Here is a 23,608-nt window from a genome sequence, read left to right as displayed (position 1 = left end):
TTTGTAAAATCGTATGCATCCCTTTAACTGTACTTGTTTTTTTCTAAAAAAACAAGTTAAAAAGAACTTCATTCTGAGCTACGGTTTTTATATTTTTACCCTGTTTATGATTAAAGATTTTGCTTGTTTGAGGCTTGTAAATTCAGTCATTTTAATTCTTTAATATGTGTGTAAAATATTACGAAACCTTTGCAGAGGGCAATTTAAAAAAGGATAAAGATTATAAGTGAATAATCTCTGTAAAAAACCAAAATTAATTGCCATAGTTGGTCCTACAGCTTCAGGAAAGACAAATATCGCTATTCAAATTGCCAAAATACTGAATGGAGAGATAATTTCTGCTGATTCAAGACTTGTTTATAAGGATTTTAACATTGGAACAGCCAAACCAACAGAAGAAGAGACGGCAGGAATCCAGCATTATCTTGTAAGCATTCAATCTCCGTCAGAAACTTATACTGTCGGCAAATATAAAAAAGAAGCTGAAGAAAAAATCAAAGAAATTCTTAATAAAAACAAAGTACCGATAATCGTTGGAGGAACGGGATTTTATATAAAAGCGCTTCTTGAAGGCTTAAATATTCCTGATGTTGATCCTGACGAGGATTTTCGGCAGGAAATGGAAGATCTGGTCAAAAATAAAGGAAAAGAAGCCCTTTATAAAAAACTTCAGGAATCCGACCCTGAAATGGCTAAAAAGCTCATGCCTAATGATTCTTTTAGGATTATAAGAGCGCTTGAGGTTCAAAAAATATCAGGTCAAAAAATGTCAGAAAGTCAAACAGTTTCAGAATCTGAGTATGACGTGCTTTACTGTGGCTTAAATGCCGAAGACAGAGAGCTTCTTTATGAAAGAATAAATTGCAGAGTAGTTATAATGTTGGAACAAGGGCTGATTAAAGAAGTAGAAACCCTTATAAAAAAATACGGACGAACAGTTTCTTTATTAAAAACTCTGGGATATAAAGAGATTTGCGAGTATTTTGACGGAATTTACACACTCGAAGAAGCAGTTGCAAAGATTCAGCAAAATACCAGAAAGTTTGCAAAGAGGCAGCTTACGTGGTTTAGAGCAAATAAGAAGATTAATTGGTTTTTTATTGATAAAATTGATAGTGTTACAATAGTTGATAAAATAGTTGAAGAATATCTTAAGCACTAAAGGTGTCATTCTGAGTGCTTTAGCACGAAGAATCTGTCCCATTTATGAATAATAGCAGAATTATATTGCTATGGATAGGCATTGTGGATGGCACAATAAATTAGCAAAAGAATTAAAAGCGGCAGAAATTGAATTTGATGAAAAGAAACTTCTGGAAGTATAAGAATGAATACAACTTTTGAATATGATGTGATAGTGGTAGGTGGCGGTCATGCCGGATGTGAAGCGGCGATGGCAGCTTCAAAACTTGGTGCTAAAACACTTTTAACAAGTTTAAATATAGAAAATCTGGCAATGATGCCTTGCAACCCTGCCATAGGCGGACCTGCAAAGTCTAATCTTGTGCGGGAGATAGATGCGCTTGGCGGAATTATGGGGATTGCAGCCGATGCTACTTATTTGCAGATGAAAATGCTTAATTTAAGTAAAGGACCTGCTGTTAGAGCTTTGAGGGCGCAATCAGACAAAAAAGAATATATGAAGTTTGTCAGGGAATTACTGGAAAAACAGGAAAATTTGCAGATTAAGCAATGTACTGTAGTTGATTTGATTGTTAACGATGACAAAATTTGCGGTGTTATAGACGAACTGGGGTTGCAATACAAAGCTAAAGCAGTTGTTTTAACGACAGGAACATCACTTAACGGAAAGATTTTTATAGGATTACAGTCTTTTTCAGCGGGAAGATTGGGAGAAATGCCGGCAAACGGGCTTTCTGAGGCTCTTATTAAGCTGGGCTTTACTGTAAAAAAACTAAAAACAGGTACTCCTGCCAGAGTCGATGCAAGAACTATTGATTTTTCCAGATTAATCGTTCAGCCGGGAGATAAACAGCTCAATTTCTTTTCTTTTGAGCCTAACAGACCTGTAAGAGAACAAATTCCTTGCTATTTGACAAGGACAACAAAACAAACTCACGATATAATACTTGCAAATCTTGATAAATCGCCGATGTATGCAGGACTTATCGGTGGTAAAGGTCCTCGTTACTGCCCTTCTATTGAAGACAAAGTTGTAAGGTTTGCCCACAACGAATCTCATCATATATTTATTGAGCCGGAAGGAAAAAACACTTATGAAACTTACGTTCAGGGCTTTTCAACAAGCCTTCCTGCCGATGTTCAGCTAAAAATGCTGAGATCTTTGCCGGGACTTGAAGAAGTTTTTGTCCTAAAACCTGCTTATGCGGTTGAGTATGACTATATTCCTGCTGTTCAGCTTACACACTCGTTGATGACAAAAAAAATAAACGGTTTATTTTGCGGTGGACAGGTTAATGGAACAAGCGGATATGAAGAAGCAGCAGCGCAAGGACTTATTGCAGGAATTAATGCCGCCAGATATAGCGAAAATAAAGAATTAATTGTTTTGTCAAGAAGCAGTTCCTACACAGGAACACTTATAGATGATCTTGTAACAAAAGAAATGGATGAACCATACAGAATGCTTACTTCAAGGTCAGAATACAGGCTTATATTAAGGCAGGATAATGCAGATGAAAGGCTTACGCCTCTGGGAAGAGAAATTGGGCTGATAAATGATGAAAGATGGAAGCTTTTTCAGGAAAAACAAAAATCTATTCAGGAAGAGACGCACAGGCTCGAAAATACAAGAATTAAGCCGAACGAAGAAATAAACAAAACCCTTGCTGAATACGGCGAAGAAATGAAACTTAGCTACACGCTTGCAGAATTAATTAAGCGACCGAATTTAAATTATGAAGCGATTAAAAAAGTTGACTCTAAAGCGCATGAAATTGCACTTTCAAGGGAAATTTATGAGAATGTAGAAGTAAATCTTAAGTATTCCGGCTATATAGAAAGACAAAACTCTCAAATAGAGCAGGCGGATAAGCTTGAGAAGACAAAAATTCCTGAAAATATTGATTATCAAGAAATTTTCCAGCTTTCTAAGGAAGCAATAGATAAATTGTCAAGAATCCGCCCTGTAAATCTTGCGCAGGCTTCGAGAATAGGCGGGGTTAACCCTGTTGATATTTCTATCCTCATGGTAATTCTGGAAGCAAGAAGACGCACAAAAACAAAAGTTTAATCCTGATTTTTCGCCATTTGGCGAGTTAATAAATTCTATTTTTATTGCCATACTTAACCAACGGAGGTTTAGTCATGCCGGAAAAAGAAATCAAAAAAACAGTAAACATAAAAATAAATTCAGTTGTTATTGAAGGTGAATTAACGGTTCCTGAAAATTCATCAGGTTTGGTTTTGTTCGCACATGGCAGCGGAAGCAGTAGATTTAGCCCGAGAAATAATTTTGTTGCTCAAATATTGCAAAAAGAAAAATTGGCGACTCTTCTGGTGGATTTATTGACAAAACAGGAGGATTTAATCTATGAGAGTCGATTTGACATAAATTTGCTTTCTGAGCGTTTAATCGGAATAACTAAGTGGCTTAAGGAAACTGAAGAAACAAAAGATTTAAGTATCGGTTATTTTGGCGCAAGTACCGGAGCAGCTTCTGCTGTTATATCAGCAGCAAAAGAAAAAGCTAATGTTTCGGCGATAGTTTCTCGAGGGGGAAGGGTTGATCTGGCTGATAAGCAATTAGCAGAAATTGAAACCCCAATTTTATTGATAGTTGGTGAAAATGACGATTTTGTTATTGATGTGAATCAATATGCTTTGAAAAAAATTAACTGCACAAAAGAATTATCCATAATCCCCAAAGCCACACATCTTTTTGAAGAGCCGGGGGCTTTGGAAGAAGTTGCAAAACAGGCAGCAAATTGGTTTTTAAAGTTTTTAAAAAAGGAATAGTCGATGCTTTTTAAGAATAGGCAGGATGGCGGACGACAACTCGCTGAGAAATTAATAAAATTTAAAGACGAAAATCCGATAATCATTGCTTTGCCCAGAGGTGGCGTAGTTACAGGCTATGAAGTGGCAAAAATACTCAAGGCTTCTCTGGATGTAATGATTACCCGAAAGTTGGGAAGTCCTTTTCAGCCCGAATTGGGAATTGGTGCCATTGCACCGAATAATGTCCGCATACTCAACCTTGATGCAATTAGATTTCTGGGGATTTCTAAAGATGAGATGGAAGAAATTATCAAGCGTGAGACCGTAGAAATGAACAGACGAATAAAACTCTATCGCGGCAACTTGCCTCCGCTTGATTTGAGCGGAAAAACAGTGATTATAGTTGATGACGGGCTTGCTACAGGTGTTACGGCAGGAGCGGCTGTTTTAGCTGTAAAGCAGATGATTCCTGAAAAAATTATCCTCGCTGTCCCTGTAAGTCCTCAAGATACTGCCAATAAGTTCCGTGAGGAAGTTGACGAGTTTATTTGCCTTCGTGAACCACCTGATTTTTTTGCGGTTGGTCAGTATTATTGTGATTTTGAGCAGGTAACCGACAAAGAAGTTATTTCACTATTAAATCTTGCAAGAAAATAAATGCATGAAATAAAAAATATTTATCTGTCTAATAAATTTCATAATATAATTATTTTATCTGAGTAAGTAATTTAGAGAGAGTTTGATATGTTAGACATAAAGGTTATTAGAGAGAATCCTGATAAGGTTAATGAGCTTTTAAAAAGACGAAATCCCGAATTATCAATTGATGAAGTCATTGAAATTGATAAACAAAGAAGAGGCGTACAAGGAAAAGCTGATAATTTAAGGGCAGAGAGAAAAAATATTTCTCTACAAGTCGGAGCTCTTAAAAAAGAAGGCAAAGATACAACAGAAATACAGGAAAATGTCAGAAAACTCGGTGAAGAAATAAAAGAACTCGAAGAAAAAGAGCTTGAGTTTAACGAAAAACAAAAAAATCTTCTGCTGAATATCCCGAATACTCCTGACGAAACAACGCCTGTAGGACATGATGATTCTGCAAATACTGTTATAAAAACAGTTGGCGAAGTTCCTGAAAAATCTTTCGAAATAAAACCCCACTGGGATCTTGGCATTGAGCTTGATTTACTTGACTTTGAAAGAGGGGTAAAGCTTTCTGAATCAAGATTTACAATATACAAAGGCGCAGGAGCAAGATTAGAAAGAGCTATAATAAACTTTTTCCTTGATGTTCACACTACAGACCATGGCTATACAGAAATTCTTCCGCCATATCTTGTGAATTCAGCTTCTATGACAGGAACAGGACAGCTTCCTAAGTTCAAATCAGATATGTATAAATGCGAAGAAGAAGATTTATACCTGATTCCTACAGCAGAAGTGCCTGTTACTAATATCTACGCCAATGAAATATTGAACGAAGAGGATTTGCCTAAATATATGACGGCATATACCCCATGTTTTAGAAGAGAAGCAGGTTCTGCGGGTAAAGATACAAGAGGCTTAATCAGGCAGCACCAATTTAATAAAGTTGAACTTGTAAAACTTTGTCTGCCGGAAGCTTCGAGGGAAGAGCATGAAAAACTTACCAAAAATGCGGAAAAAATGCTCGAATTGCTTGAACTTCCATACAGAAGAATAGAACTTTGTACCGGAGATATAGGGTTTAGCGCTCAAAAATGCTATGACTTAGAAGTTTGGCTTCCTTCTTCAGGAACTTATAGAGAAATTTCCAGTTGCAGTAACTTTGGGGATTATCAGGCAAGAAGAGCCGCCATAAGATACCGCTCAAAACTTACAGGAAAACCCGAATTTGTGCATACAATAAACGGCTCAGGACTTGCAGTCGGCAGAACTTTCGCTGCAATCCTTGAAAACTTCCAACAAGAAGACGGCTCTGTACTTATACCGAAAGTTTTGCAGAAATATTTCGGTGCGGAAGTTATTAAGAAAAATTAAATATTTATAAAAAATCCGAATCGATTTCAGGTATATATAAATTCAAAGAGAGGGTTTTTATGGCTGATGTTCAGGAAAAAATAGAAGTAATAACTGAAGTTATTTCAAAGTCAAACGAAAATAAACCCGAAAAACTTTCTGTAAAACAATTGCTGAATCTTTGTATAGGTTTTTTCGGTTTGCAATTCGCATGGTCAATGCAAATAGGACTTTCCGGCAGAGTTACAGAACCTCTTGGTGCAACACCGTTAATCTTTGGTCTGATGTGGCTTGCGGGTCCTATTACAGGCATTCTTGTTCAGCCGATTATCGGTGTAATAAGCGATAATATTATGACAAAAATCGGCAGAAGAAGACCCTTTCTGATTGTAGGTGCAATTATAGGAAGTTTAGCCCTTCTTGCTTTTCCTAATTCTCTTGCTATAGCAACAAAAATTGGGATTCCTGCGATTATTTTAGCGGCAGCAGTTCTTTGGATAATTGATGCCAGCGTTAATATAAGTCAGGGACCTTACAGGGCTTTAATTCCTGATATTGCGCCACAAGAACAACACGCTGTTGCAAATTCTTACCTGAGTTTTGCAATAGGACTCGGCTCAGTAATTTCTTTCGGGTCTCCGCTCGCTGTTAAGCTTTTAACGGGCTATCAAATGTCTATTTACCAACAATTTATAATGGCTGCAATTGCTTTTACAGTATGTATTCTTTACACAAGCCTTACAACAAAAGAGAATACAAAGCTTAAGAAAAATGATTCGCAGAAAGAAAGCGCATTAGAGCCTGCTAAAAACTTTGGAATCAGTGCGCTAATTTCACTTTTTGTTATGGGAATTATATTTTTAACAGGTAAATTTGATCTTTCAAATAAAGATTCGGTGATTAATCTTTTATCTTTATTCGTATTAATAACAAGCGTTCCAATGCTCGGTATGGCGCTTATGAGTTTTAAATCAAAAGAAATTTTCAAGCTTTGTGCGGTTCAGTTTTTTACATGGCTTGGAATGATGAGTCTTTTTATTTATTTTAACAATTATGTCGTACATAATATTTATCAAATCCCTGATCTTTCAGCCGCTACAGAGGCAATTAAGGCTTCTTTCAATGCTAAAATTCTTCAGGCAACAAACATTTCCGGCGGAGCATTTGCACTGCTTAATTTAGTATGCTTTCTTGTTTCACTTCCATTAGGGTATTTATGCAACAGATTCGGAAAGAAAAACGTGCATGCGGCATCATTAACGACAATGGGCTTGTCTTTTCTGGGATTAGCATTTATTGCAAAGTCTACACTTCCCGTATTTGTTTTTATGGGTGTAATAGGTTTGGGTTGGGCTTCGATTCTGGCTTTACCGTTTGCTTTGCTTACAGAACATATTCAGGTCGGAACAGAAGGCTCTGCTATGGGGAAATTTAACCTGTTTATCGCAGGTCCTCAGCTCTTAACTTCTGTGGCTATAGGGTTTTTAATTAATAAAAGCCCAATGTCTGTAAATGGAGGAATGGCTCATCATTGGGAATATGCATTTATCGTAGGCGGAATTTCTGTACTAATCGCAGCCATTATTACACTTACCGTCAAAGAAAAAGGCAAAACGCTTAATTAACTCGAATATCTAAAATCGTCATTGCGAGCATAGCGAAGCAATCTATAAAATTAAAACGGATTGCCTGCTTCGAGTCTAAAGCCTCTTTGCCCAATGACGCATAAATTTAACTGACAATTGGAGTTACTTAAAGGGGAGAAAAAGGCGTAGGTTCTACGGATAAAAATATTAACAGATAATTAGCTTATTGCAGCAACTTTAAAGCTTCTTCAAGAAGCTGTTTATTTGTGCTGACGAGTTTATTAGCCATATCAAGCTGAAGTTTTGCCTGTTGGAAATAAGTAATATTTCCTTTCATATCAGCGTTTGAAGATTCAAGAAGGAAGCCCCTGACTTCGCCTCTGCCGATAACAGGTTTTCCGGAGGCTTCGTTTTCAATATAATAACCTTCCTTAACCTGTGTCATTGCAGCAGGGTTATGGAAATTCATAACAGAAATTTTGTATAAAGGAACTTTAATTTTTCCTTTGTCGGCTTTACCATAAAGAACGCCATCGCCTTTTATTTCAAATTCTTCGTATTTGCCTAAATATTTGCCGTTGCTTGGATCAATCCAAAGTTTTATATCAGTAGTGGGAATTGCTGCAAGGTTGTCTTCTGCTCTTCCTGCGTTAGGGTCTTTTATTCCTGCCTGAACTTCACCTTTGTCGTTTAAAATATAACCCTGTACGTTATAGCCTTCTTTTGTCTTATAAACACCTTCCCTGTCAAAAGTAAATTCACCAAGACGTGTGTATAAAATGTTTCCGTCGGGTCTTTTGGTTACGAAAAATCCCTGTCCTTCCAGAAAGACATTTTCAGGGGAAGTTCCCGGCATTGATTTACCTTGAGTAGTCTTTACCCTTATTTCATCTAAAGTTGAACCGTTCAGAAATGACTGGAAAGTGCCGTTTATTTCTCTATAACCGGGTGTGTAAACATTACTCAGGTTTACTGCAATTTGATCCATCCAATCTTTTGTTACCCGCTGGGTATTGATGGCCGTTACAAAGGAATCGTTCATTGATTACCTCCTTTATTTTGTTTTTTGTTATTATTTTTGGAATTATCTTTGTAAAAAATTTCTTCATAAGGTATGCCTTCTGAATCCAGCTTGTCCTTAAGATTAGGGATACTGCTTTTAAGAGCGTATTCCATTGCTTTATCGTTAGAAACAAACTCGGCGATAAGTTTTCCGTTATTATTCATTTTTAATATAACGGAAGAATTTCCATTAAAATCCAGCCTGACAGGTTTTTGGGATTTGAAAGAATATTCCATTAAATTAAACAGACCCTTTGATACATCAAAACTTTTGTAAGAAACTTGATTATCCTGATTTTGAACGGTTAAATTTGCCTGAAAATTTTGATGATTTAAATTATTCAAGCTGATGGAAGGATTTTCAAAGCAGTTTCTCAAAAAATCAATATCTTTCTTCTTGAAATTATCTAAATTTATTACGGTATCTTTATCAAAAGATTTTAAATTTTCTTTTTTACGCATAAAAAGCTTTATGGCATCAATATTGTGTATTTTTACTAAAATATTTTCTTTTTCGGAAAGTTTTTTCAAAGTTTTTAATGCTTCTGTGTTTTTTTCCTGAGGCATTAAAACTTGAAAGTTATTTAGAATATTTTTTTCTTCATCAGTTGTATTTTTTTTGTTTCCATCTGGTTTTTGGAGATATGCTGCAAAATCAGAAAATTTGGAGTTCAAAGAAGTTGACTTCACTCCATTAGCTCTGTTATTATCCTGGTTTTTGTTATTATTGACCTGTATTGGAATATTTTCTTCAATTTTGGATTCAATCTTTGATTCAATTTTCATCCTGCATCATTCCTTCTTCTTCGTCTTCTTCAAGCTGATCTTTGATTTTTTCCAGCATCTTAGCGTAGTGTTTTTGTCCTGCAATCTCGTTAAGTATTTTCATTTCAGCTTTTTTTTCTTCTTCTTTGTATTGTTCATGCATTTTTTCTTTATGTTTTTCAAGAACTTTTACAGCTTTTTCCAGTTCTGCGAGTTTTTCTTTTTCTTCATTAAGGATATCTATGGCTTCCTGTTTTTTGATTTCAAGTTGAGCGATTATTTCATCAAGGTGTTTTATGTAGGTGTCATAATTTTCCATAAGCGTGTGGTGTGCGGAATAAATAGATTTTCGGAGGAGCGCAACGCTGTTTTTATTTTTATTTATCTCTGCTTGAATCCTCTGGACTTCTCTTTGAGCTTCTATTACGACATTAAGCTGTTCATCTCTTTTTTGTATTCTGTATTTAATGACTTTTTCAAGTCTGTATTTAAAAGGCACACTTCTTCCTTTGTAGAGATTTTCCCTCTACTATCTATTTTCTAAAAATTTACATAATTCTATAACCTCTATTAAGAGGAAATAAAAGCTGCATGTTTTTATTTAATGATTTTTTTAGGAAAGTCAAAAATCTATAAGCTAAATATCCAAAATCGACATTGCGAGTATAGCGAAGCAATCTATAAAAATAAAATGGATTGCCGTGTCGAGTCTAAAGCCTCTATACTGTTACAGGATCAGAATTATTGAAACTTCATAAAGATTTACCGAACAAGTTTTTGATGTAATGCCTGATGTATATGAGCAAGCAAGTAATGCTCTAAATGAAATGCGATGAATATATTAACGCATGTAGATTTTCTTATTTTCGACGCAATAGATAAATCGCCACGGCTTGTAGTAGAGGTAGATGGCGTAAAATTTCACGCAGAAGGAACACGACAATCAGAGCGTGATGCGATGAAGAATGAAATTCTTAATAAATATGATTTGCCGATATTGAGGTTTAGAACTGACGGAAGAGACGAGCGTAAACAATTAATTGAAGCACTTGATAGCCTTTTAGGTAAGTCATAATAATTAGTGCAATGTGGCTATTTTAGATAAACAGGCTTGTTTCATATATTCTGGGAAGGTTTCTGCACATATTTGAGCACGATATTTATCTTTTATCTTTAAAATAATCTCAACTAAAACAAGCTATAACATCGCCGATAAAATCTTTTAAATTGTAATTGTTAAAGGAATCTATTTTGAACTTGCCGCATTCGGGATAGAGATCTTTTTGTGCATAATCCTCTATATATTCAGGTTCAAACGTTGCAATAATCATAACGTCAAAATCAGCATTTTTAATTTCATAAGGAGGTATTGCTTTTATACCTTTATATTGTTCTTCTTTTTCAAATTTATTATCTGAAATTGCGACAATATTAAGAATTGAAAGGTCATAATTTTCCTGTATTACATTAAAAAACAAACCTGCTCCATAAATAAGCACTTTTTTATTTTTGTACGTTTTTGCCAGCTTATTTATGTGTTTTTGTAATTTTTTCTTTTTTAAATACTCGAGTATTTCATCGTAATTCATACATAAAACTCCTTTTGATATCTTTTTAGTTTATTATATACCATTTTCCGCTTTTTGAGAGAATGTTTTTGGTGTTCTTGAAAAAGAAAATATGGTACAATTTGAACTATGAAAAAGATTTCAGTTATAGGATTAGGATATGTAGGCTTACCTGTTGCGGTTGCCTTTGGCAAAGTTACAGAAGTAATCGGATTTGACATTAACAAAAATAGAATTAACGAATTAAAACAGGGTTTTGACAGTACTAATGAAGTTGAATCAAGCGAACTCAAAACTTCAAGAGTTAATTTTACCGATGATATTGAAGCCATAAAAAATGCTGATTTTTATATAATCTGCGTGCCGACTCCTGTTGATAAAATGAATACGCCTGACTTAACGCCATTGATTAGCGCCACAAAAACCGTAGCAACTGTCTTGAAAAAAGGTGACATTGTTGTTTACGAGTCTACAGTTTATCCCGGCTGCACAGAAGATGTTTGTGTGCCGATTTTGGAAGAAATATCAAACCTGAAATTCAAACAGGATTTCGAAGCGGGATTTAGCCCTGAAAGAATTAATCCCGGTGATAAAAATAATCGTTTTGAAACCATAAAAAAAGTTGTGTCGGCTTCGTCTGATGAGGCTTTAGAGATTGTGGCATCCCAGTATCAGAGTGTTGTGAAAGCCGGAATCTATAAAGCGAGTTCTATTAAAGTTGCTGAAGCTGCAAAAGTTATTGAAAATACTCAGAGAGATATTAACATTGCTTTTATGAATGAACTTGCAATTATCTTTAAAAAAATGGACATCGATACAAAAGAAGTTTTGGAAGCAGCCTCGACCAAGTGGAATTTTTTAAACTTTCAACCCGGACTTGTCGGAGGTCATTGCATTGGTGTAGACCCTTACTATTTAACATACAAAGCAGAACAGCTCGGATATAAATCAGAAGTTATACTTTCGGGCAGAAAAATTAACGATAATATGGGCGGCTGGATCGCACAAAATATTATTAAACAGGCTATAAACAACAAAATTCAAGGTACTGTAACTGTTTTTGGTTTAACTTTCAAAGAAAATGTTCCTGATACAAGAAATTCAAAATCTTACGATATAATCAGGGAATTTAAAGAGTGGGGCTATAAAGTGCAAACTCATGACCCGTTTTTGCCGCAATCAAGTCTTGAAAAATCGGATATTATTGTTTTAGCGGTTGCCCATGATGAATATAAAATTAAAGGGTGGAGTTTAATAGAGGAATTTATTGATTTAAAAAAGACGGCAATTGTCGCCGATATTAAGGGTATACTTGATAAAACACAAAAGCCTGAAAATATAATTTTATGGAGACTTTAATGAAAATTCTTGTTACGGGAACAGCAGGATTTATCGGGTATTTTGTCGCAAAACAATTGCTTGAAGAGGGTCATGCTGTTATAGGAATTGACAACGTAAATGACTATTACGATGTTAATCTTAAAGAAGCCCGTTTAAATAAGTTAAAAGCTTTTGAAAATTTTAAAGAAGAAAGAATTAATTTAGCTGATAAAATTAATATCGATAGGGTTTTTAGAGAACATAAACCTCAAAGAGTTATAAATCTTGCTGCTCAGGCAGGTGTTACTTATAGTTTAAAAAAGCCGCAGGCGTATGTTGACTCAAATATTACAGGATTTCTTAATATACTTGAAGGTTGCAGGGATAATGATGTACAACATCTTGTTTTTGCTTCTACTGCTTCTGTATACGGCGGTTCTAAAATAATGCCGCAAAGTGAAAAAGATTCTTGTAATCACCCTTTGAGTCTTTATGGTGCGACAAAAAAAGCAAATGAAATGATGGCACATTCTTATTCTCATCTTTTTTCAATCCCTATAACAGGATTAAGATTTTTTAATTGTTATGGCCCCTGGGGCAGACCTGATATGGCGTTGTTTATTTTTGTTAAAAATATAATCGAAGGTAAACCTATAAACGTACATAATTTTGGTAAAATGAAGCGTGATTTTACTTATGTTGAAGATATTGCAAAAGGAGTTGTTTTAACAGCTTTGGGCGAAGTTCCTGTTATTGCAGAAGAAAATGACAATGATAAAAGTGCTGTGGCTCCTTTCAAAATATACAATATCGGTAATAATTCACCGGTAGATTTAATGTATTATATAGAGTGTATTGAAAAAGAGTTGGGGAAAAAAGCGATAATTAATTTTGTGCCTATTCAGCCGGCAGAGATCGAAAAATCCTGGGCAGACAGTTCAAAATTAATGAAAGATTATGGTTATAAGCCTCAAACAAAAATCGAAGACGGTGTTCACGAGTTTGTTAAATGGTATAGGGAATTTTACGGGGTATAGTCAAAAAATACTCTAAATAACGTGAATCTCCCAGATAGTCAAAATCCATATGAATACCGGTATTGTCATTCTGAGGGCTTTAGTCCGAAGAATCTGTCCAAAAATGCATTTAAGCTTAAAACCCAAAAGGAACAGATGTTTCGCTTTGCTCAACATGACAATAAGAAAATTAATTGGTAATTGAAGTTAAAGAACGTGAAAGGCTATAATATGTTTTTAACATAAGAGTCTCTTAAAAAATTTGAGTATAAATATGGTTAAGCTATAATTTTATTGCTGAATATTGGTTGGTAAGAGTAATAAAATAATAATGAAAAAGGTCTATATAGAAACACTCGGCTGTCAGATGAACAAGTCGGACTCGGAAAAAATCCTAGGCATTCTCGAAACACAAGGGTATAAAGAAACTACTTTGAGAGAAGAGGCAGATTTGCTCATAATGAACACATGTAGCATAAGAGAAGCTTCTGAAAACAAAGCTTTTAGCCATCTTGGCATCTGGAAAAAATTTAAAAAAGCTAATCCTAATGTCAAAATAGCTGTATGCGGCTGCATTGCGCAGCAAACAAAAGAAAAAATCTTTAAAAGATCACCGCAGGTGGATTTGATTTTCGGGACGCATAATATAGAAGAACTTCCAAAACTTATAAATCAGCTTTCTGAAAAAGATAAAGTCTGCTCAATACTTAAAACTCCTTATCAAACAGAAGAAAATTTTTATTCTCGAAGACAGGAAGGGCTTTCAGCGTGGCTTCCTATCATTGAAGGGTGTGATTATTTTTGTACTTACTGCGTTGTACCTTATACAAGAGGAAGGCAAAGGAGCAGACCGTCTGAAGATATAATTCGTGAGGCAAAAGAGATTATCAGTCAGGGATATAAAGAAATTACTCTGCTCGGTCAAACTGTAGACTCTTACGGGAAGGATTTTGAGAACCCCCAAATTAATCTTTCCAGCCTTTTAAGGGAATTAAACGGACTTGATGGGCTCTTGAGAATCAGGTTTATGACTTCTCATCCTTCGGATATCACTGATGAACTTATTTATACCGTCAAAAACCTTGAGAAAGTCTGCGAATTTTTCCATCTTCCGATGCAGTCGGGAAGCACGGAGGTTCTTGCCAAAATGAAAAGACCTTACACCAGAGAAGAATTTTTGGTGCTGGTTAACAAAATAAAAAAAGAAATTCCTGATGTTGCAATAACCTCTGATTTTATAGCGGGGTTTCCGGGAGAAACAGAAGAGCAGTTTAATGAAACACTTTCTATAATAGACGAAGTTGTTTTTGATCAGTGCAATACGGCAGCATACTCGCCGAGAAAACAAACTCCCGCAGCTGTTTGGAAAGAGCAAATTGCTTATGAAGAAAAAAAACGCAGACTTAATATCCTTTTTGATAAAACAAAAGAAGCGACCGTTAAATCAAATGAGAAGTACGTGGGTAGGATTTTGGAAGTGCTTCCCGATAATTTTAAAGAAGAAAGCGACGGCACACGTCTTAGCGGGCGGACAAGAAACGGCAAACTTACACATTTCAAAGGTTCAAAGGAATTAATCGGAAAACATGTTGATGTTGAAATCACAGAAGCTTCTATATGGTGTTTAAAAGGAAGAATCAAGCTTTAATTTGATTGACTAATTTAAAAATAAAAGTATATTTTTATTAGAGTAAATTTAACAGGTAATATGCAAAATGAAAGCTTTTAAATATATTTTTGCGGTTTTGTTTTTAGTTTTTTCGCTTAATTCAGCCGGATTATGTCAAAAAAATTCTCATTCAGGCGATGCGGTATTTCCGGCAGGAACTTTGTTAAAAGGAGTGTTGCAAAACAGGCTTTCATCGCTTAACAGCAAAATTGGCGATAAAGTTTATCTGCTTATACCTTTTGATGTAAAAATCGGTGAAATTACTTATATTCCTAAAAAATCATTGTTAATCGGTCAGGTTCTCCAATCTCAAAAAGCGAGGGAAGGAAAGAACGGATTTGTTCAGATAAACTTTGAATATCTTGAATTACCGGACGGATGGGGAACAGATATTTCTGCTCATGTTTGGAGTTTTGACGGACGAGGAATCATAGGCGGAGAAATTACCAGAAGAGTTTCTTACAGAAAAATTCCGCATTATACAGAAACTACAGGCGTAATTGTACAACTTATTGAATCAGGATCAAGAGCAATGGGGAAAGAAAAAATTATTTCTGCCGGAACAGAATTTATAATAGTCCTTGACAATGATCTTGCAATTAAGCCTGAATCAAATTTATAAAAATTTAATCAGGATCTGATATTTATAAAAATTCAACTAAAATTTGAAAAATTATAGAAAAACATGTTTAAATATATTTATGCTTAATAACAAATTTATCACGTGAATTAGTGTAAAACTCTTGTACGAAATTTTGACTTTAAGCTATACTTAAACTATTAAAATAGGCATAATAAAATTGAAATTTATAAAAATATTATGATGAAATTGAACCATTTACAAAGATAAATCGTAATATTATGTAGAAAGACTGTTGAAAGAAAAAGTTTTAAAAGAACAATAAGAATTGAAAAGGAGAATTTTATGAAAAGAGGATTAAAATCTTTAACAGCACAAAGTTTAGCTTGCTTGGTACTTGCTTCGGTAATCAGCCCTGCGTTTGCACAAAATTACAATTACGTAAAACCAATAAATAAAAAAGTAAATTCCGGTTATAACTATAATCCCGGATATTCAGGCCAGTCCCAAAATAATTATCAGAATGGTTATAATTTACCTCCTTTACAGGGTAGTGTTACAACCGTTCCGGCAGGAAGCGTTATAAACGGTGTTGCACCGACAACCGCAATAAGCACTCAGTACTTAACAGCCGGTGATCCTGTAGTATTTACTTTGAATCAGCCTTATTATTTTAATGGAGTAGCTGTTCTTCCTGCGGGAACAAGTATTCAGGGTAATGCCGTTATTGCTCAAAAAGCAGGATATGCAGGTGGATACGGTAAATTAAAAATTATGTTTAATAATGCAAATCTTCCAAACGGACAAAGAGTTCCTGTTTCAGGAAAGCTTGTTACAAGTGACGGAACAGGTGTTTTGTCCGGAGGAACTACAGGCGGACGCGTTGTGAATGCCGGTAAAAATGCTGCTATTGGCGCAGGTGCAGGCGCTCTTCTCGGATTGATAGGAAGCGCTGTTTCAGGCGGTAATAAAGGCAAAGGAACTGCAATCATGACCGGAGTCGGCGGTGGCTTAGGTCTTCTGGGAAGCGGAGTTCAAAAAGGAAACGATGTTTATTTGGAAGCAGGCCAGCCTGTTGACATAATACTTGATCAGCCTCTTACCGTCAGCGGAAGTCAGTCTAACAACAACAATAATAATTATAATAATTATAACTATTAAAAATTAAGGAATACGATGTCGGGCATTACCTGACATCGTATTATCTTAAATATTATTACTTAACCTATCGGTCAATTGTGATTAAAATTCATATTATGCTAAACTTTACACTTATAGTGCGAAAATGAATTTTAGCACAGATGGGGAATCACGCAAAGCGGGAGTGAAGGCTTGAAAAACAATTTTGTTGTCTTGAAAAGTTTGAACTCATTTTCTACAAGATTAGCGAGAAGTTTTAATGGGAAGCATTTTAGAAAATAAAACCGATCAGGATGATCTGCAAAAACAAAAAGAACAAATTTCAGCTCTATTAAGAGAAGACAAAGAAAACTTCCCTCTTAAAAAGGCACTTGTGATTTCAGGTGTTGCACATCCTTTAATACCTTTTTTGGTGTGGCTTTTAATTGCTGTACTGGCATTTTTCGGGCTTAATCTTAATTTGTTTCCAAAGCCGGAAATTAAACCCAGAGATATTGAATTTGTAATAGTAAACAATAAAGAACAGCCTCCAATAAACAAAAATACAAGATTACGAGCTGACAGAAATTCCAGGGCAGGTGGAAAACACGATCCTACCAAGAAAATTTCTGAGCCTACTCCTGTTTCAAGACCAAGTGCGCCACAGCGTACTGCTGCTGAACAAAAACCGATTCAAAGGACTGCGCCGCGTCATACTGCAATGTCAAAACCGGCGCCTAAAACACCGCGAGTTCCTCCAAGACCGATTTTTCAGCCTAGGCCAGCATCTCCTCCAAGATTAACGGCACACAACCCGTTTTCTATAGCGGCTCCCAGAGTAAAAGCTCCAAGGGCAGTTACACCTATGGGAGGACCTGTTACCACAGGACCTATAGGAACGTCATCACCGAGCGGTGATCCTTCTCCTTTAATGTCTAACGGTGGAAGAAGCGGAAGTTCCAGAGGATCGAGAGGTTCAGGCTATTCCGTAGGAGGTGGAGACCCCGGAAATCCCGGCCCGGGAAATCCTAACGGATCGCCCGGTATAGATGCAATTAAAGAACCTGATTTTGGTCCTTACATGAGAGAACTTCAAAGAAGAATCAAAAGAAATTGGCATCCGCCCAGAGGAAACGAAAGTAAACGTGTTGTGCTTCTCTTTAAAGTAAGCAGGGACGGCAGATTATTAAGATTAAACATTAGTAAATCTTCAACAGTCGGTGAAGCTGATGATGCAGCATTGGAAGCTGTAAGAATGAGTGCGCCTTTTAGACCGTTGCCTCCTGAATATCAGGGAAACGATATAGATATTCAGTTCACTTTTGACTATAATGTATTCTCTGTAGGAGGTTCACGTTATTAATTTTTATGTCTAATTTAATAAAAAACAATTTATTCAGATGAAAGAGGGTTTAATAAAATGAACGTAATGACAAACGCAATTCAACAAGACTGGCTGGTATTATTACCGATTGTCTTAACTTCAATCCTTGTAGTGGCGGTAATAATCAACAGAATTTCCTTTTATAACGCAAATAAAAGAGATGTAATTCAATTTATTCAGAGATTACAAAGAGAATTGCAAAAAAACAATCTTGATGCAGCACAAAGCCTCAGCGCACAACTTGGCGGCGTTGTAGGAGAAGTTGCAGAAGAAGGAATCAGAGTTCTTGCAGTACAAAAAAAAGGTTTTGAAAAGTCATTTGATATTTCAACAAGCCTTGCTGTAAGAAAACTCGAAAAACATCTTACAATTTTAGGTACAGTAGGTGGGGTAGCACCGTTTCTCGGCCTGTTTGCAACAGTTGTAAGAATTCTTTATACCTTTGGTGATCTCGCTACACAAGGAAACCAAAGCGCAGCAGTAGCTCTTGGTATTGGTTCTGCACTTATAGCGACAGCATTTGGTCTTGGTGTTGCTATTGTAGCTGTTATTGCATATAATTCATTCCAGTCTATAGTTAGAAGATATGAAGATGATTTTCAATTAATCAAGCTATTGTTCCTTAGTTTTGTTGATAAAGATGAAGATGTTGAAATTGCAGCGCAAAATCAGCCTCAACAATCTCAACAAGCAATTCAGGGTGCATTTATTCCTAAATTATAAAAAGGTACTTTAAAATGGCTATACAATCTTCGGGAAAAAAAGATTTATTCACAGAAATCAACATCACTCCTTTGACAGACATCTTTTTGGTGTTGTTAATCATAATGATGGTAATTGCTCCAATGTTTCAAAAAGTTGATAACAATATTATTTTGCCGTCAATTAACAGCGGGCTGAGTGTTGATGAAAAAGAAGTAACTGTTGCCATTACTAAAGATGCCAGATTTTATGTAAATTCCGAATCTGTAAATGAAACTCAACTGGCTGAAAAGCTTACGTCTATGCTTGCACAGGCAAAAGACAAAAAAGTTGTTGTAAAAGCTGACGGTCAAACAAAAACAAAATATATTATGAGCGTGATGAAAGCTGCTCAAGAAGCCGGTTATGAAAAACTTACAGTAGCAGGAGAACCGCTTTCTCGAAAACAGCAAAGTGACCTGGAAACGACTCCTCCTGATAAAAGTTTGAGTTCGAACACTCAACCTCCTGAAGATAGACACACTGTAGAACTTCCTCAATAAAGGATAAATCATGAGCTCCAGAAAAAGAAAACAGCGTGATGCTTTTACAGAGATAAATATAACGCCTTTAACGGATATTTTTCTTGTTTTGCTTATCATAATGATGGTAATTGCGCCGCTGCTTGATCAGCAGGGTTTGAATTTAACTGTTCCAAGCCAGCATGAAGCAGAAAAACAACAAAAAGAATTTAAAATAATTACTGTGGATGTAGCACAATCTGGTCAGTATTCTATTGACGGCCATGCGGTTTCTTCAGATAGTTTATTACAGGCAATAAAAACGGCTTATCAAGAAAAAAAAGACGGATTGCTCATAAAAGCAGCTCAAGAATCTACTCATGAGGCAGTCGTAAAAGTAATGGACGCTGCACAAACTGCCGGAGTTGCCAGTGTTTCCGTAATGGAAAATTAATCTTTAACTTATTCACCCATAACTTTTATAAGAAGTCTTTTTCTTCTTTGTCCGTCAAATTCGGCATAATAAATCTGCTGCCATGTTCCCAGATCAAGCTTTCCGTTTGTTACGGGAACAATTACTTCATGTCCGATTAAAAGATTTTTCAAATGGCTGTCGCCGTTTGTTTCGCCTGTATGGTGATGTTTGTAATCAGGCTTGAAAGGGGCTAACTCTTCCAGCCATTTGTCTATGTCTTGAATTAAACCGTTTTCTGCATCATTAACATAAACTCCTGCCGTAATATGCATAGCGGAAACAAGAATCATTCCTTCGGCTATACCGCTTTTTTTGAGGACTCTGTCGACTTCTGCGGTGATATTGATATATTCTCTGTGTTTTGTGGTGTTAAACCATAAATATTCTGTCAAAAATTTCATTTTTTTATCTCCTTATTTTTTATTTATTATATCTTATTCTTGAATTTTAGATTTGCCGAAATTTTCAATATGTTTTTATAATATTAAATATCTAAAAGGATAATTACCTGTGTAATATCAAAAATCTTACTGTAAATTTATAATGAAATTATAGATTGAGAGAAAAGAATATGTCCGTTAATATAGAAGGCGAAAATTTTAGTCCCGTAAGAAGGACAATAAAGCATAATGATATCTTCCTTGTAACTGACGCCAACGGAAATGTTTTGAGCGGAAATAATTCTGGGTATGGTCTATATTTTGGGGATACTCGTTTTCTGAGTCGTCTTGAAGTCAAAATAAATGGTACACATCCAATAGTACTGTCTTCTTCGACAGAAACAGGACATTCCTCTATTATAATAGGCACAAACGCGAATTTAAAAGATAATTTGAACCCCGGGCGAATTATTCCTCAGGAAACTATTCAAATTAAGCGTGAAAGCATAATTTATGGGGCTTATTTCGAGACTATAACCCTTGCCAATTATAATTTCTTCGAAGCGGGAATTCATCTGGAATTTTTCTTTGAAGCAGATTTTCTGGATATTTTTGAAGTTAGAAATATTACTTCTGATAAGCATGGAGAAAAAGAAATTTTGTCTTCCGATCATAATAAACTTGTTTTTTCATATCTTGATGTAACCGGTGCTGTTATGGATACAGAAATAAGTTTTGTAAATGGTCATTTGCCTGTGCCTGTATCAATAGAAGGCGGAAAAGTTATATACGAGTTCAAAATTGATCCTGCGTCAAAACTGGAAATAAAATATAAAATTAATCTCAAATCTACCGCGGATCTGCCAAAAAAGTTTCTTGCAGAAGATTTTAACGATGCGCTTGATTTGGCTATAGTTGATGATAAAGACTGGAATAATTCGACAACCAATTTTAAAGCAAATAACGAAGATTTTAATGAAATGATTCAAAGAAGTTATAAAGATATTAATATGCTTGTTACAAAAGCTACTTACGGCGAATATATAGCGGCAGGAATCCCGTGGTATACCACTTTGTTTGGCAGAGACAGTATTATTGCAGCACGTCAGTCTTTAATACTTAACCCTGATTTAGGCAAAAATGTTTTGGAAACGCTTGCAAGGTTTCAGGGCAAAGAAGTAAATCATTGGAGAGATGAAGAACCGGGGAAAATTTTACACGAAATAAGGTTTGGAGAGCTTGCAAGGAGCAACGAAATTCCCCATAGTGCTTATTATGGAACAGTTGACGCAACGCCTTTATGGATAATTTTGCTGTATGAATATTTTAAATGGACAGATGATAGAGAGACGCTTGAAAAGCTTTGGAATAATGCGCTTGCTTGTCTTAACTGGATGGAAAACTACGCTTTGTATGAAGGATTTGCTTCTTATTTGCAAAAAAGTGAAAAAGGGCTGGAAAATCAATCTTGGAAAGATTCCTGGGATTCTCACATGCACGAAGACGGAAAAATCGCCGAGCCCCCGATAGCTTCTGTTGAAGTACAGGGATATTTTTATTCCGCAATGGTAAAAATGGCAAAATTGGCAGCATTTATGGATGATACAGCTTTATCAAAAAGATTGATAGTCAAAGCAAGAGACTTTAAACAAAAGTTTCATAAAGCGTTCTGGATGGAAGATAAGCAGTATTATGCCCTTGCTCTGGATAAATACGGGAAACAGCTTAAAGTTATAACTTCTAACGCAGGTCACCTACTTGAATCAGGTATTCTTGATCAGTATTATGCAGAACTGGTTGCGGAAAGACTTTTTCAAAAAGACATGTTCAGCGGTTGGGGCATTAGAACATTAAGCCAGAATTGTCTTTCTTATAATCCCATGAGTTATCATAACGGTTCAATATGGCCTCATGATAATAGTATAATCGCAACAGGGCTTGCAAAAATAGGGAAACTCGATTTGGTTCTTAAAATCACTACAGCTTTGTTTGAAGCAGCGCGGCTTATGTATTATAAAAGGCTTCCCGAACTTTTTTGCGGATTTTCAAGGCAATTTAGAATATTGGATCCTCCTGTGAGTTATCCTGTTGCCTGTAACCCGCAGGCATGGGCGGCAGCCAGTATGTTTTTATTAATTCAATCTATGCTTAATATGGAGCCTGATGCGCAAAGCAACAAGCTTAGAATACTTAACCCCGTCATTCCTGAATGGCTGGATTCTTTAAAAATTAAAAATATACGAATAGGTAAGTCTTTTATTGATCTGGAATTTAACAAATCAAGCAGCGGGCTTGTAATAGCTGTTCCTGAAAAACGCGGAAAACTCGATGTAATTATAAGAAAGTAAACAAATTAATCTTTTTTTGATTTTATTAAAGAATTTATTCCCAATCCTATTAAAATGCCAATTCCAGCACCAAGACTTGCGCCTTTTAATATTGGTTTTATTATAATTTTTGAAAAATTTTTACCTTTTTGTTTTGCTGCTTGGAGTAGCTTTTGATAATTTTCATAATTTAAAATACCAATATCATTAAGCTCTTTTAAATTCCCCAACTTATTAAAAGATTGCCAAAAAGCAAAATGTGATTGATTAGCTTCACTTAAGGCTGTTTTAATGGATTTAACTCTTTCTTTAATTGGTGTATTTGTAAGAAGCTTTAATTCTTCTTCTTTTATCAAGAGGTTATTAATACTGTTGACAACATTGGTAACATTTTCGTGTGTTTCTTTTTTTATATTATTTGATTTAAGAAACTCATCAGCCTTATTAAGATTAAAACACTGAAGAAAGGCTGTATAATATTCTTGTATATTAGGTTTTAATTCGGATATTTTTTTTATAGTAGACTCGGAAGGATTTTTGAGTGCATATCTTCCTCCGCTAATAGCTCCTATAGCCGCAGTCCCCGCCAGAATAAAGGGCTTGTTGGTATTATTTGGTTTTTTATTTGCTGTTTTGGAAGAAGAATTATTTCCATCAAAGCTAATTGCATTTGTTTTCATTATTTTTTATCTACCAATTCTTAATAAATTTCTACTATTATAGTAAAAACAGAAAATGAAAAAAATTGCTAGAAAGAGAAGAAATTAAAAAAATTAGCATAATTCAGAATTTATCTTCTTTCAAAAACAGGTTTTATTTGAATATCAAAATCATTAAAAGTCTGGTGAATTTCTTGTTTAAGGTTTTCTATAGCTTCAAGAGGTGTAATCCCCGAACTTACTACACGGAGCGTTGAACATTCAGCCATATATCTGTCTTTTACTTCATAAATAAAAGCCGAATAACTTTGCATCGAATTATTTGTCATGATTTACTCCCTGTTTCACATATCTCTACCAAATTATTTTTCGTCAGATGTTCAGGGAAACTTTAATCAAATTTTTTTTATTATATTTATTTGTTGAGGTTAAAAGCCTTAAAAGGAACAAATTGCAACGAATTCAAGTCTTATATCATACAGATTAATATCTTGTTACAAATTTATTAGTATAAAAACAATTATTGGAACTGCGTTATTAATCCCATCAAATTTAATTTTAAATTGCCCCGCACTAG

General features: G+C 35.3%; 24 protein-coding genes. 17 read left to right on the top strand and 7 right to left on the bottom strand.

Going from position 1 to position 23,608, the window contains the following annotated elements; all coding sequences use genetic code 11:
• The first annotated feature begins 226 nt into the window (after positions 1 to 226).
• The 6 genes from miaA to WCG23_07615 all read left to right on the top strand — a co-directional run bounded on the left by miaA (position 227) and on the right by WCG23_07615 (position 7,544).
• Positions 227 to 1,162, top strand: coding sequence for a tRNA (adenosine(37)-N6)-dimethylallyltransferase MiaA (miaA, locus tag WCG23_07640; protein ID MEI8389744.1), 936 nt, complete (start codon positions 227 to 229; stop codon positions 1,160 to 1,162).
• Between the two features lie 165 nt (positions 1,163 to 1,327).
• Positions 1,328 to 3,214 carry a tRNA uridine-5-carboxymethylaminomethyl(34) synthesis enzyme MnmG gene (gene mnmG, locus WCG23_07635; GenBank protein MEI8389743.1) on the top strand — a complete coding sequence of 629 codons (1,887 nt, stop codon included), beginning with the start codon at positions 1,328 to 1,330 and terminating at the stop codon, positions 3,212 to 3,214.
• A 74-nt stretch (positions 3,215 to 3,288) separates the two neighbouring features.
• Positions 3,289 to 3,939 (top strand): alpha/beta family hydrolase, encoded by a 651-nt coding sequence (locus WCG23_07630; protein MEI8389742.1) that lies wholly within the window; start codon positions 3,289 to 3,291, stop codon positions 3,937 to 3,939.
• Positions 3,940 to 3,942: 3 nt separating this feature from the next.
• Positions 3,943 to 4,578: a phosphoribosyltransferase gene (locus WCG23_07625; GenBank protein MEI8389741.1), complete on the top strand. Its 636-nt coding sequence runs from the start codon at positions 3,943 to 3,945 to the stop codon at positions 4,576 to 4,578.
• Between the two features lie 87 nt (positions 4,579 to 4,665).
• Positions 4,666 to 5,940: a serine--tRNA ligase gene (gene serS, locus WCG23_07620; GenBank protein MEI8389740.1), complete on the top strand. Its 1,275-nt coding sequence runs from the start codon at positions 4,666 to 4,668 to the stop codon at positions 5,938 to 5,940.
• A gap of 59 nt (positions 5,941 to 5,999) precedes the next feature.
• Positions 6,000 to 7,544: an MFS transporter gene (locus WCG23_07615; protein ID MEI8389739.1), complete on the top strand. Its 1,545-nt coding sequence runs from the start codon at positions 6,000 to 6,002 to the stop codon at positions 7,542 to 7,544.
• 184 nt (positions 7,545 to 7,728) lie between these two features.
• Here the strand turns inward: WCG23_07615 and WCG23_07610 are convergent, their stop codons facing one another.
• From WCG23_07610 to fliJ, 3 genes are read right to left on the bottom strand one after another with little or no spacing between them, the layout of a single operon-like run.
• Positions 7,729 to 8,547, bottom strand: a complete 819-nt coding sequence (locus WCG23_07610) for a flagellar hook-basal body complex protein (protein ID MEI8389738.1) — start codon at positions 8,545 to 8,547, stop codon at positions 7,729 to 7,731.
• Positions 8,544 to 9,353 (bottom strand): hypothetical protein, encoded by an 810-nt coding sequence (locus WCG23_07605; GenBank protein MEI8389737.1) that lies wholly within the window; start codon positions 9,351 to 9,353, stop codon positions 8,544 to 8,546. Before WCG23_07605 ends, WCG23_07610 begins: the two co-directional genes overlap by 4 nt.
• Positions 9,343 to 9,831, bottom strand: coding sequence for a flagellar export protein FliJ (gene fliJ, locus WCG23_07600; protein ID MEI8389736.1), 489 nt, complete (start codon positions 9,829 to 9,831; stop codon positions 9,343 to 9,345). Before fliJ ends, WCG23_07605 begins: the two co-directional genes overlap by 11 nt.
• A gap of 333 nt (positions 9,832 to 10,164) precedes the next feature.
• Here fliJ and WCG23_07595 point away from each other — a divergent pair, with 333 nt between their 5' ends.
• Entirely contained in the window at positions 10,165 to 10,407 is a 243-nt protein-coding gene (locus WCG23_07595; GenBank protein MEI8389735.1) for a DUF2726 domain-containing protein, read from the top strand.
• Between the two features lie 109 nt (positions 10,408 to 10,516).
• Here WCG23_07595 and WCG23_07590 read toward each other — a convergent pair whose 3' ends face one another.
• Positions 10,517 to 10,921 (bottom strand): hypothetical protein, encoded by a 405-nt coding sequence (locus WCG23_07590; protein MEI8389734.1) that lies wholly within the window; start codon positions 10,919 to 10,921, stop codon positions 10,517 to 10,519.
• 108 nt (positions 10,922 to 11,029) lie between these two features.
• Between WCG23_07590 and WCG23_07585 the strand changes: the two genes are divergently transcribed.
• From WCG23_07585 to WCG23_07545, 9 genes are all read left to right on the top strand, one after another.
• Positions 11,030 to 12,259 carry a nucleotide sugar dehydrogenase gene (locus tag WCG23_07585; protein MEI8389733.1) on the top strand — a complete coding sequence of 410 codons (1,230 nt, stop codon included), beginning with the start codon at positions 11,030 to 11,032 and terminating at the stop codon, positions 12,257 to 12,259.
• Positions 12,259 to 13,257, top strand: a complete 999-nt coding sequence (locus WCG23_07580) for a GDP-mannose 4,6-dehydratase (GenBank protein ID MEI8389732.1) — start codon at positions 12,259 to 12,261, stop codon at positions 13,255 to 13,257. The genes WCG23_07585 and WCG23_07580 overlap by 1 nt, the downstream gene beginning before the upstream one ends.
• Before the next feature lie 310 nt (positions 13,258 to 13,567).
• Positions 13,568 to 14,884, top strand: a complete 1,317-nt coding sequence (miaB, locus tag WCG23_07575; protein MEI8389731.1) for a tRNA (N6-isopentenyl adenosine(37)-C2)-methylthiotransferase MiaB — start codon at positions 13,568 to 13,570, stop codon at positions 14,882 to 14,884.
• 67 nt (positions 14,885 to 14,951) lie between these two features.
• Positions 14,952 to 15,527, top strand: a complete 576-nt coding sequence (locus WCG23_07570; GenBank protein ID MEI8389730.1) for a hypothetical protein — start codon at positions 14,952 to 14,954, stop codon at positions 15,525 to 15,527.
• A 303-nt stretch (positions 15,528 to 15,830) separates the two neighbouring features.
• Positions 15,831 to 16,646: a hypothetical protein gene (locus tag WCG23_07565; GenBank protein ID MEI8389729.1), complete on the top strand. Its 816-nt coding sequence runs from the start codon at positions 15,831 to 15,833 to the stop codon at positions 16,644 to 16,646.
• Positions 16,647 to 16,884: 238 nt separating this feature from the next.
• Positions 16,885 to 17,967, top strand: a complete 1,083-nt coding sequence (locus WCG23_07560) for a TonB family protein (protein MEI8389728.1) — start codon at positions 16,885 to 16,887, stop codon at positions 17,965 to 17,967.
• A gap of 57 nt (positions 17,968 to 18,024) precedes the next feature.
• Entirely contained in the window at positions 18,025 to 18,711 is a 687-nt protein-coding gene (locus tag WCG23_07555) for a MotA/TolQ/ExbB proton channel family protein (GenBank protein MEI8389727.1), read from the top strand.
• A 14-nt stretch (positions 18,712 to 18,725) separates the two neighbouring features.
• A complete protein-coding gene (locus WCG23_07550) occupies positions 18,726 to 19,232 on the top strand; it encodes a biopolymer transporter ExbD (protein MEI8389726.1) in 507 nt (168 codons plus the stop codon).
• Between the two features lie 10 nt (positions 19,233 to 19,242).
• Complete coding sequence (locus tag WCG23_07545; GenBank protein ID MEI8389725.1) at positions 19,243 to 19,644, top strand: biopolymer transporter ExbD; 402 nt, start codon at positions 19,243 to 19,245, stop codon at positions 19,642 to 19,644.
• 8 nt (positions 19,645 to 19,652) lie between these two features.
• Here the strand turns inward: WCG23_07545 and WCG23_07540 are convergent, their stop codons facing one another.
• Entirely contained in the window at positions 19,653 to 20,066 is a 414-nt protein-coding gene (locus WCG23_07540; protein MEI8389724.1) for a secondary thiamine-phosphate synthase enzyme YjbQ, read from the bottom strand.
• Between the two features lie 170 nt (positions 20,067 to 20,236).
• Here WCG23_07540 and WCG23_07535 point away from each other — a divergent pair, with 170 nt between their 5' ends.
• Complete coding sequence (locus WCG23_07535) at positions 20,237 to 22,393, top strand: amylo-alpha-1,6-glucosidase (GenBank protein MEI8389723.1); 2,157 nt, start codon at positions 20,237 to 20,239, stop codon at positions 22,391 to 22,393.
• A gap of 5 nt (positions 22,394 to 22,398) precedes the next feature.
• Here the strand turns inward: WCG23_07535 and WCG23_07530 are convergent, their stop codons facing one another.
• Both WCG23_07530 and WCG23_07525 read right to left on the bottom strand, forming a co-directional pair.
• Positions 22,399 to 23,052, bottom strand: coding sequence for a hypothetical protein (locus WCG23_07530; protein ID MEI8389722.1), 654 nt, complete (start codon positions 23,050 to 23,052; stop codon positions 22,399 to 22,401).
• A 110-nt stretch (positions 23,053 to 23,162) separates the two neighbouring features.
• Positions 23,163 to 23,360 carry a hypothetical protein gene (locus WCG23_07525; protein MEI8389721.1) on the bottom strand — a complete coding sequence of 66 codons (198 nt, stop codon included), beginning with the start codon at positions 23,358 to 23,360 and terminating at the stop codon, positions 23,163 to 23,165.
• Positions 23,361 to 23,608 lie beyond the last annotated feature (248 nt).

The sequence above is a fragment of the bacterium genome, assembly GCA_037147175.1.
Classification (GTDB): Bacteria; Cyanobacteriota; Vampirovibrionia; order Gastranaerophilales; family UBA9971; genus UBA9971.
Note: the sequence above shows the minus strand (reverse complement) of the source record. Positions and strands in the feature narration are given on the sequence as shown.

What these genes read in the sequence shown, in the direction of transcription:
- WCG23_07615 (MEI8389739.1), top strand. Translation starts at nt 6,000, where the DNA reads ATGGCTGATGTTCAGGAAAAAATAGAAGTAATAACTGAAGTTATTTCA.
- WCG23_07540 (MEI8389724.1), bottom strand. Translation starts at nt 20,066, where the DNA reads ATGAAATTTTTGACAGAATATTTATGGTTTAACACCACAAAACACAGA.
- WCG23_07555 (MEI8389727.1), top strand. Translation starts at nt 18,025, where the DNA reads ATGAACGTAATGACAAACGCAATTCAACAAGACTGGCTGGTATTATTA.
- mnmG (MEI8389743.1), top strand. Translation starts at nt 1,328, where the DNA reads ATGAATACAACTTTTGAATATGATGTGATAGTGGTAGGTGGCGGTCAT.
- WCG23_07585 (MEI8389733.1), top strand. Translation starts at nt 11,030, where the DNA reads ATGAAAAAGATTTCAGTTATAGGATTAGGATATGTAGGCTTACCTGTT.
- WCG23_07530 (MEI8389722.1), bottom strand. Translation starts at nt 23,052, where the DNA reads ATGAAAACAAATGCAATTAGCTTTGATGGAAATAATTCTTCTTCCAAA.
- WCG23_07570 (MEI8389730.1), top strand. Translation starts at nt 14,952, where the DNA reads ATGAAAGCTTTTAAATATATTTTTGCGGTTTTGTTTTTAGTTTTTTCG.
- serS (MEI8389740.1), top strand. Translation starts at nt 4,666, where the DNA reads ATGTTAGACATAAAGGTTATTAGAGAGAATCCTGATAAGGTTAATGAG.
- WCG23_07565 (MEI8389729.1), top strand. Translation starts at nt 15,831, where the DNA reads ATGAAAAGAGGATTAAAATCTTTAACAGCACAAAGTTTAGCTTGCTTG.
- WCG23_07590 (MEI8389734.1), bottom strand. Translation starts at nt 10,921, where the DNA reads ATGAATTACGATGAAATACTCGAGTATTTAAAAAAGAAAAAATTACAA.
- WCG23_07605 (MEI8389737.1), bottom strand. Translation starts at nt 9,353, where the DNA reads ATGAAAATTGAATCAAAGATTGAATCCAAAATTGAAGAAAATATTCCA.
- miaB (MEI8389731.1), top strand. Translation starts at nt 13,568, where the DNA reads ATGAAAAAGGTCTATATAGAAACACTCGGCTGTCAGATGAACAAGTCG.
- WCG23_07535 (MEI8389723.1), top strand. Translation starts at nt 20,237, where the DNA reads ATGTCCGTTAATATAGAAGGCGAAAATTTTAGTCCCGTAAGAAGGACA.
- WCG23_07560 (MEI8389728.1), top strand. Translation starts at nt 16,885, where the DNA reads ATGGGAAGCATTTTAGAAAATAAAACCGATCAGGATGATCTGCAAAAA.
- WCG23_07550 (MEI8389726.1), top strand. Translation starts at nt 18,726, where the DNA reads ATGGCTATACAATCTTCGGGAAAAAAAGATTTATTCACAGAAATCAAC.
- WCG23_07595 (MEI8389735.1), top strand. Translation starts at nt 10,165, where the DNA reads ATGAATATATTAACGCATGTAGATTTTCTTATTTTCGACGCAATAGAT.
- WCG23_07630 (MEI8389742.1), top strand. Translation starts at nt 3,289, where the DNA reads ATGCCGGAAAAAGAAATCAAAAAAACAGTAAACATAAAAATAAATTCA.
- WCG23_07580 (MEI8389732.1), top strand. Translation starts at nt 12,259, where the DNA reads ATGAAAATTCTTGTTACGGGAACAGCAGGATTTATCGGGTATTTTGTC.
- WCG23_07610 (MEI8389738.1), bottom strand. Translation starts at nt 8,547, where the DNA reads ATGAACGATTCCTTTGTAACGGCCATCAATACCCAGCGGGTAACAAAA.
- WCG23_07625 (MEI8389741.1), top strand. Translation starts at nt 3,943, where the DNA reads ATGCTTTTTAAGAATAGGCAGGATGGCGGACGACAACTCGCTGAGAAA.
- WCG23_07545 (MEI8389725.1), top strand. Translation starts at nt 19,243, where the DNA reads ATGAGCTCCAGAAAAAGAAAACAGCGTGATGCTTTTACAGAGATAAAT.
- WCG23_07525 (MEI8389721.1), bottom strand. Translation starts at nt 23,360, where the DNA reads ATGACAAATAATTCGATGCAAAGTTATTCGGCTTTTATTTATGAAGTA.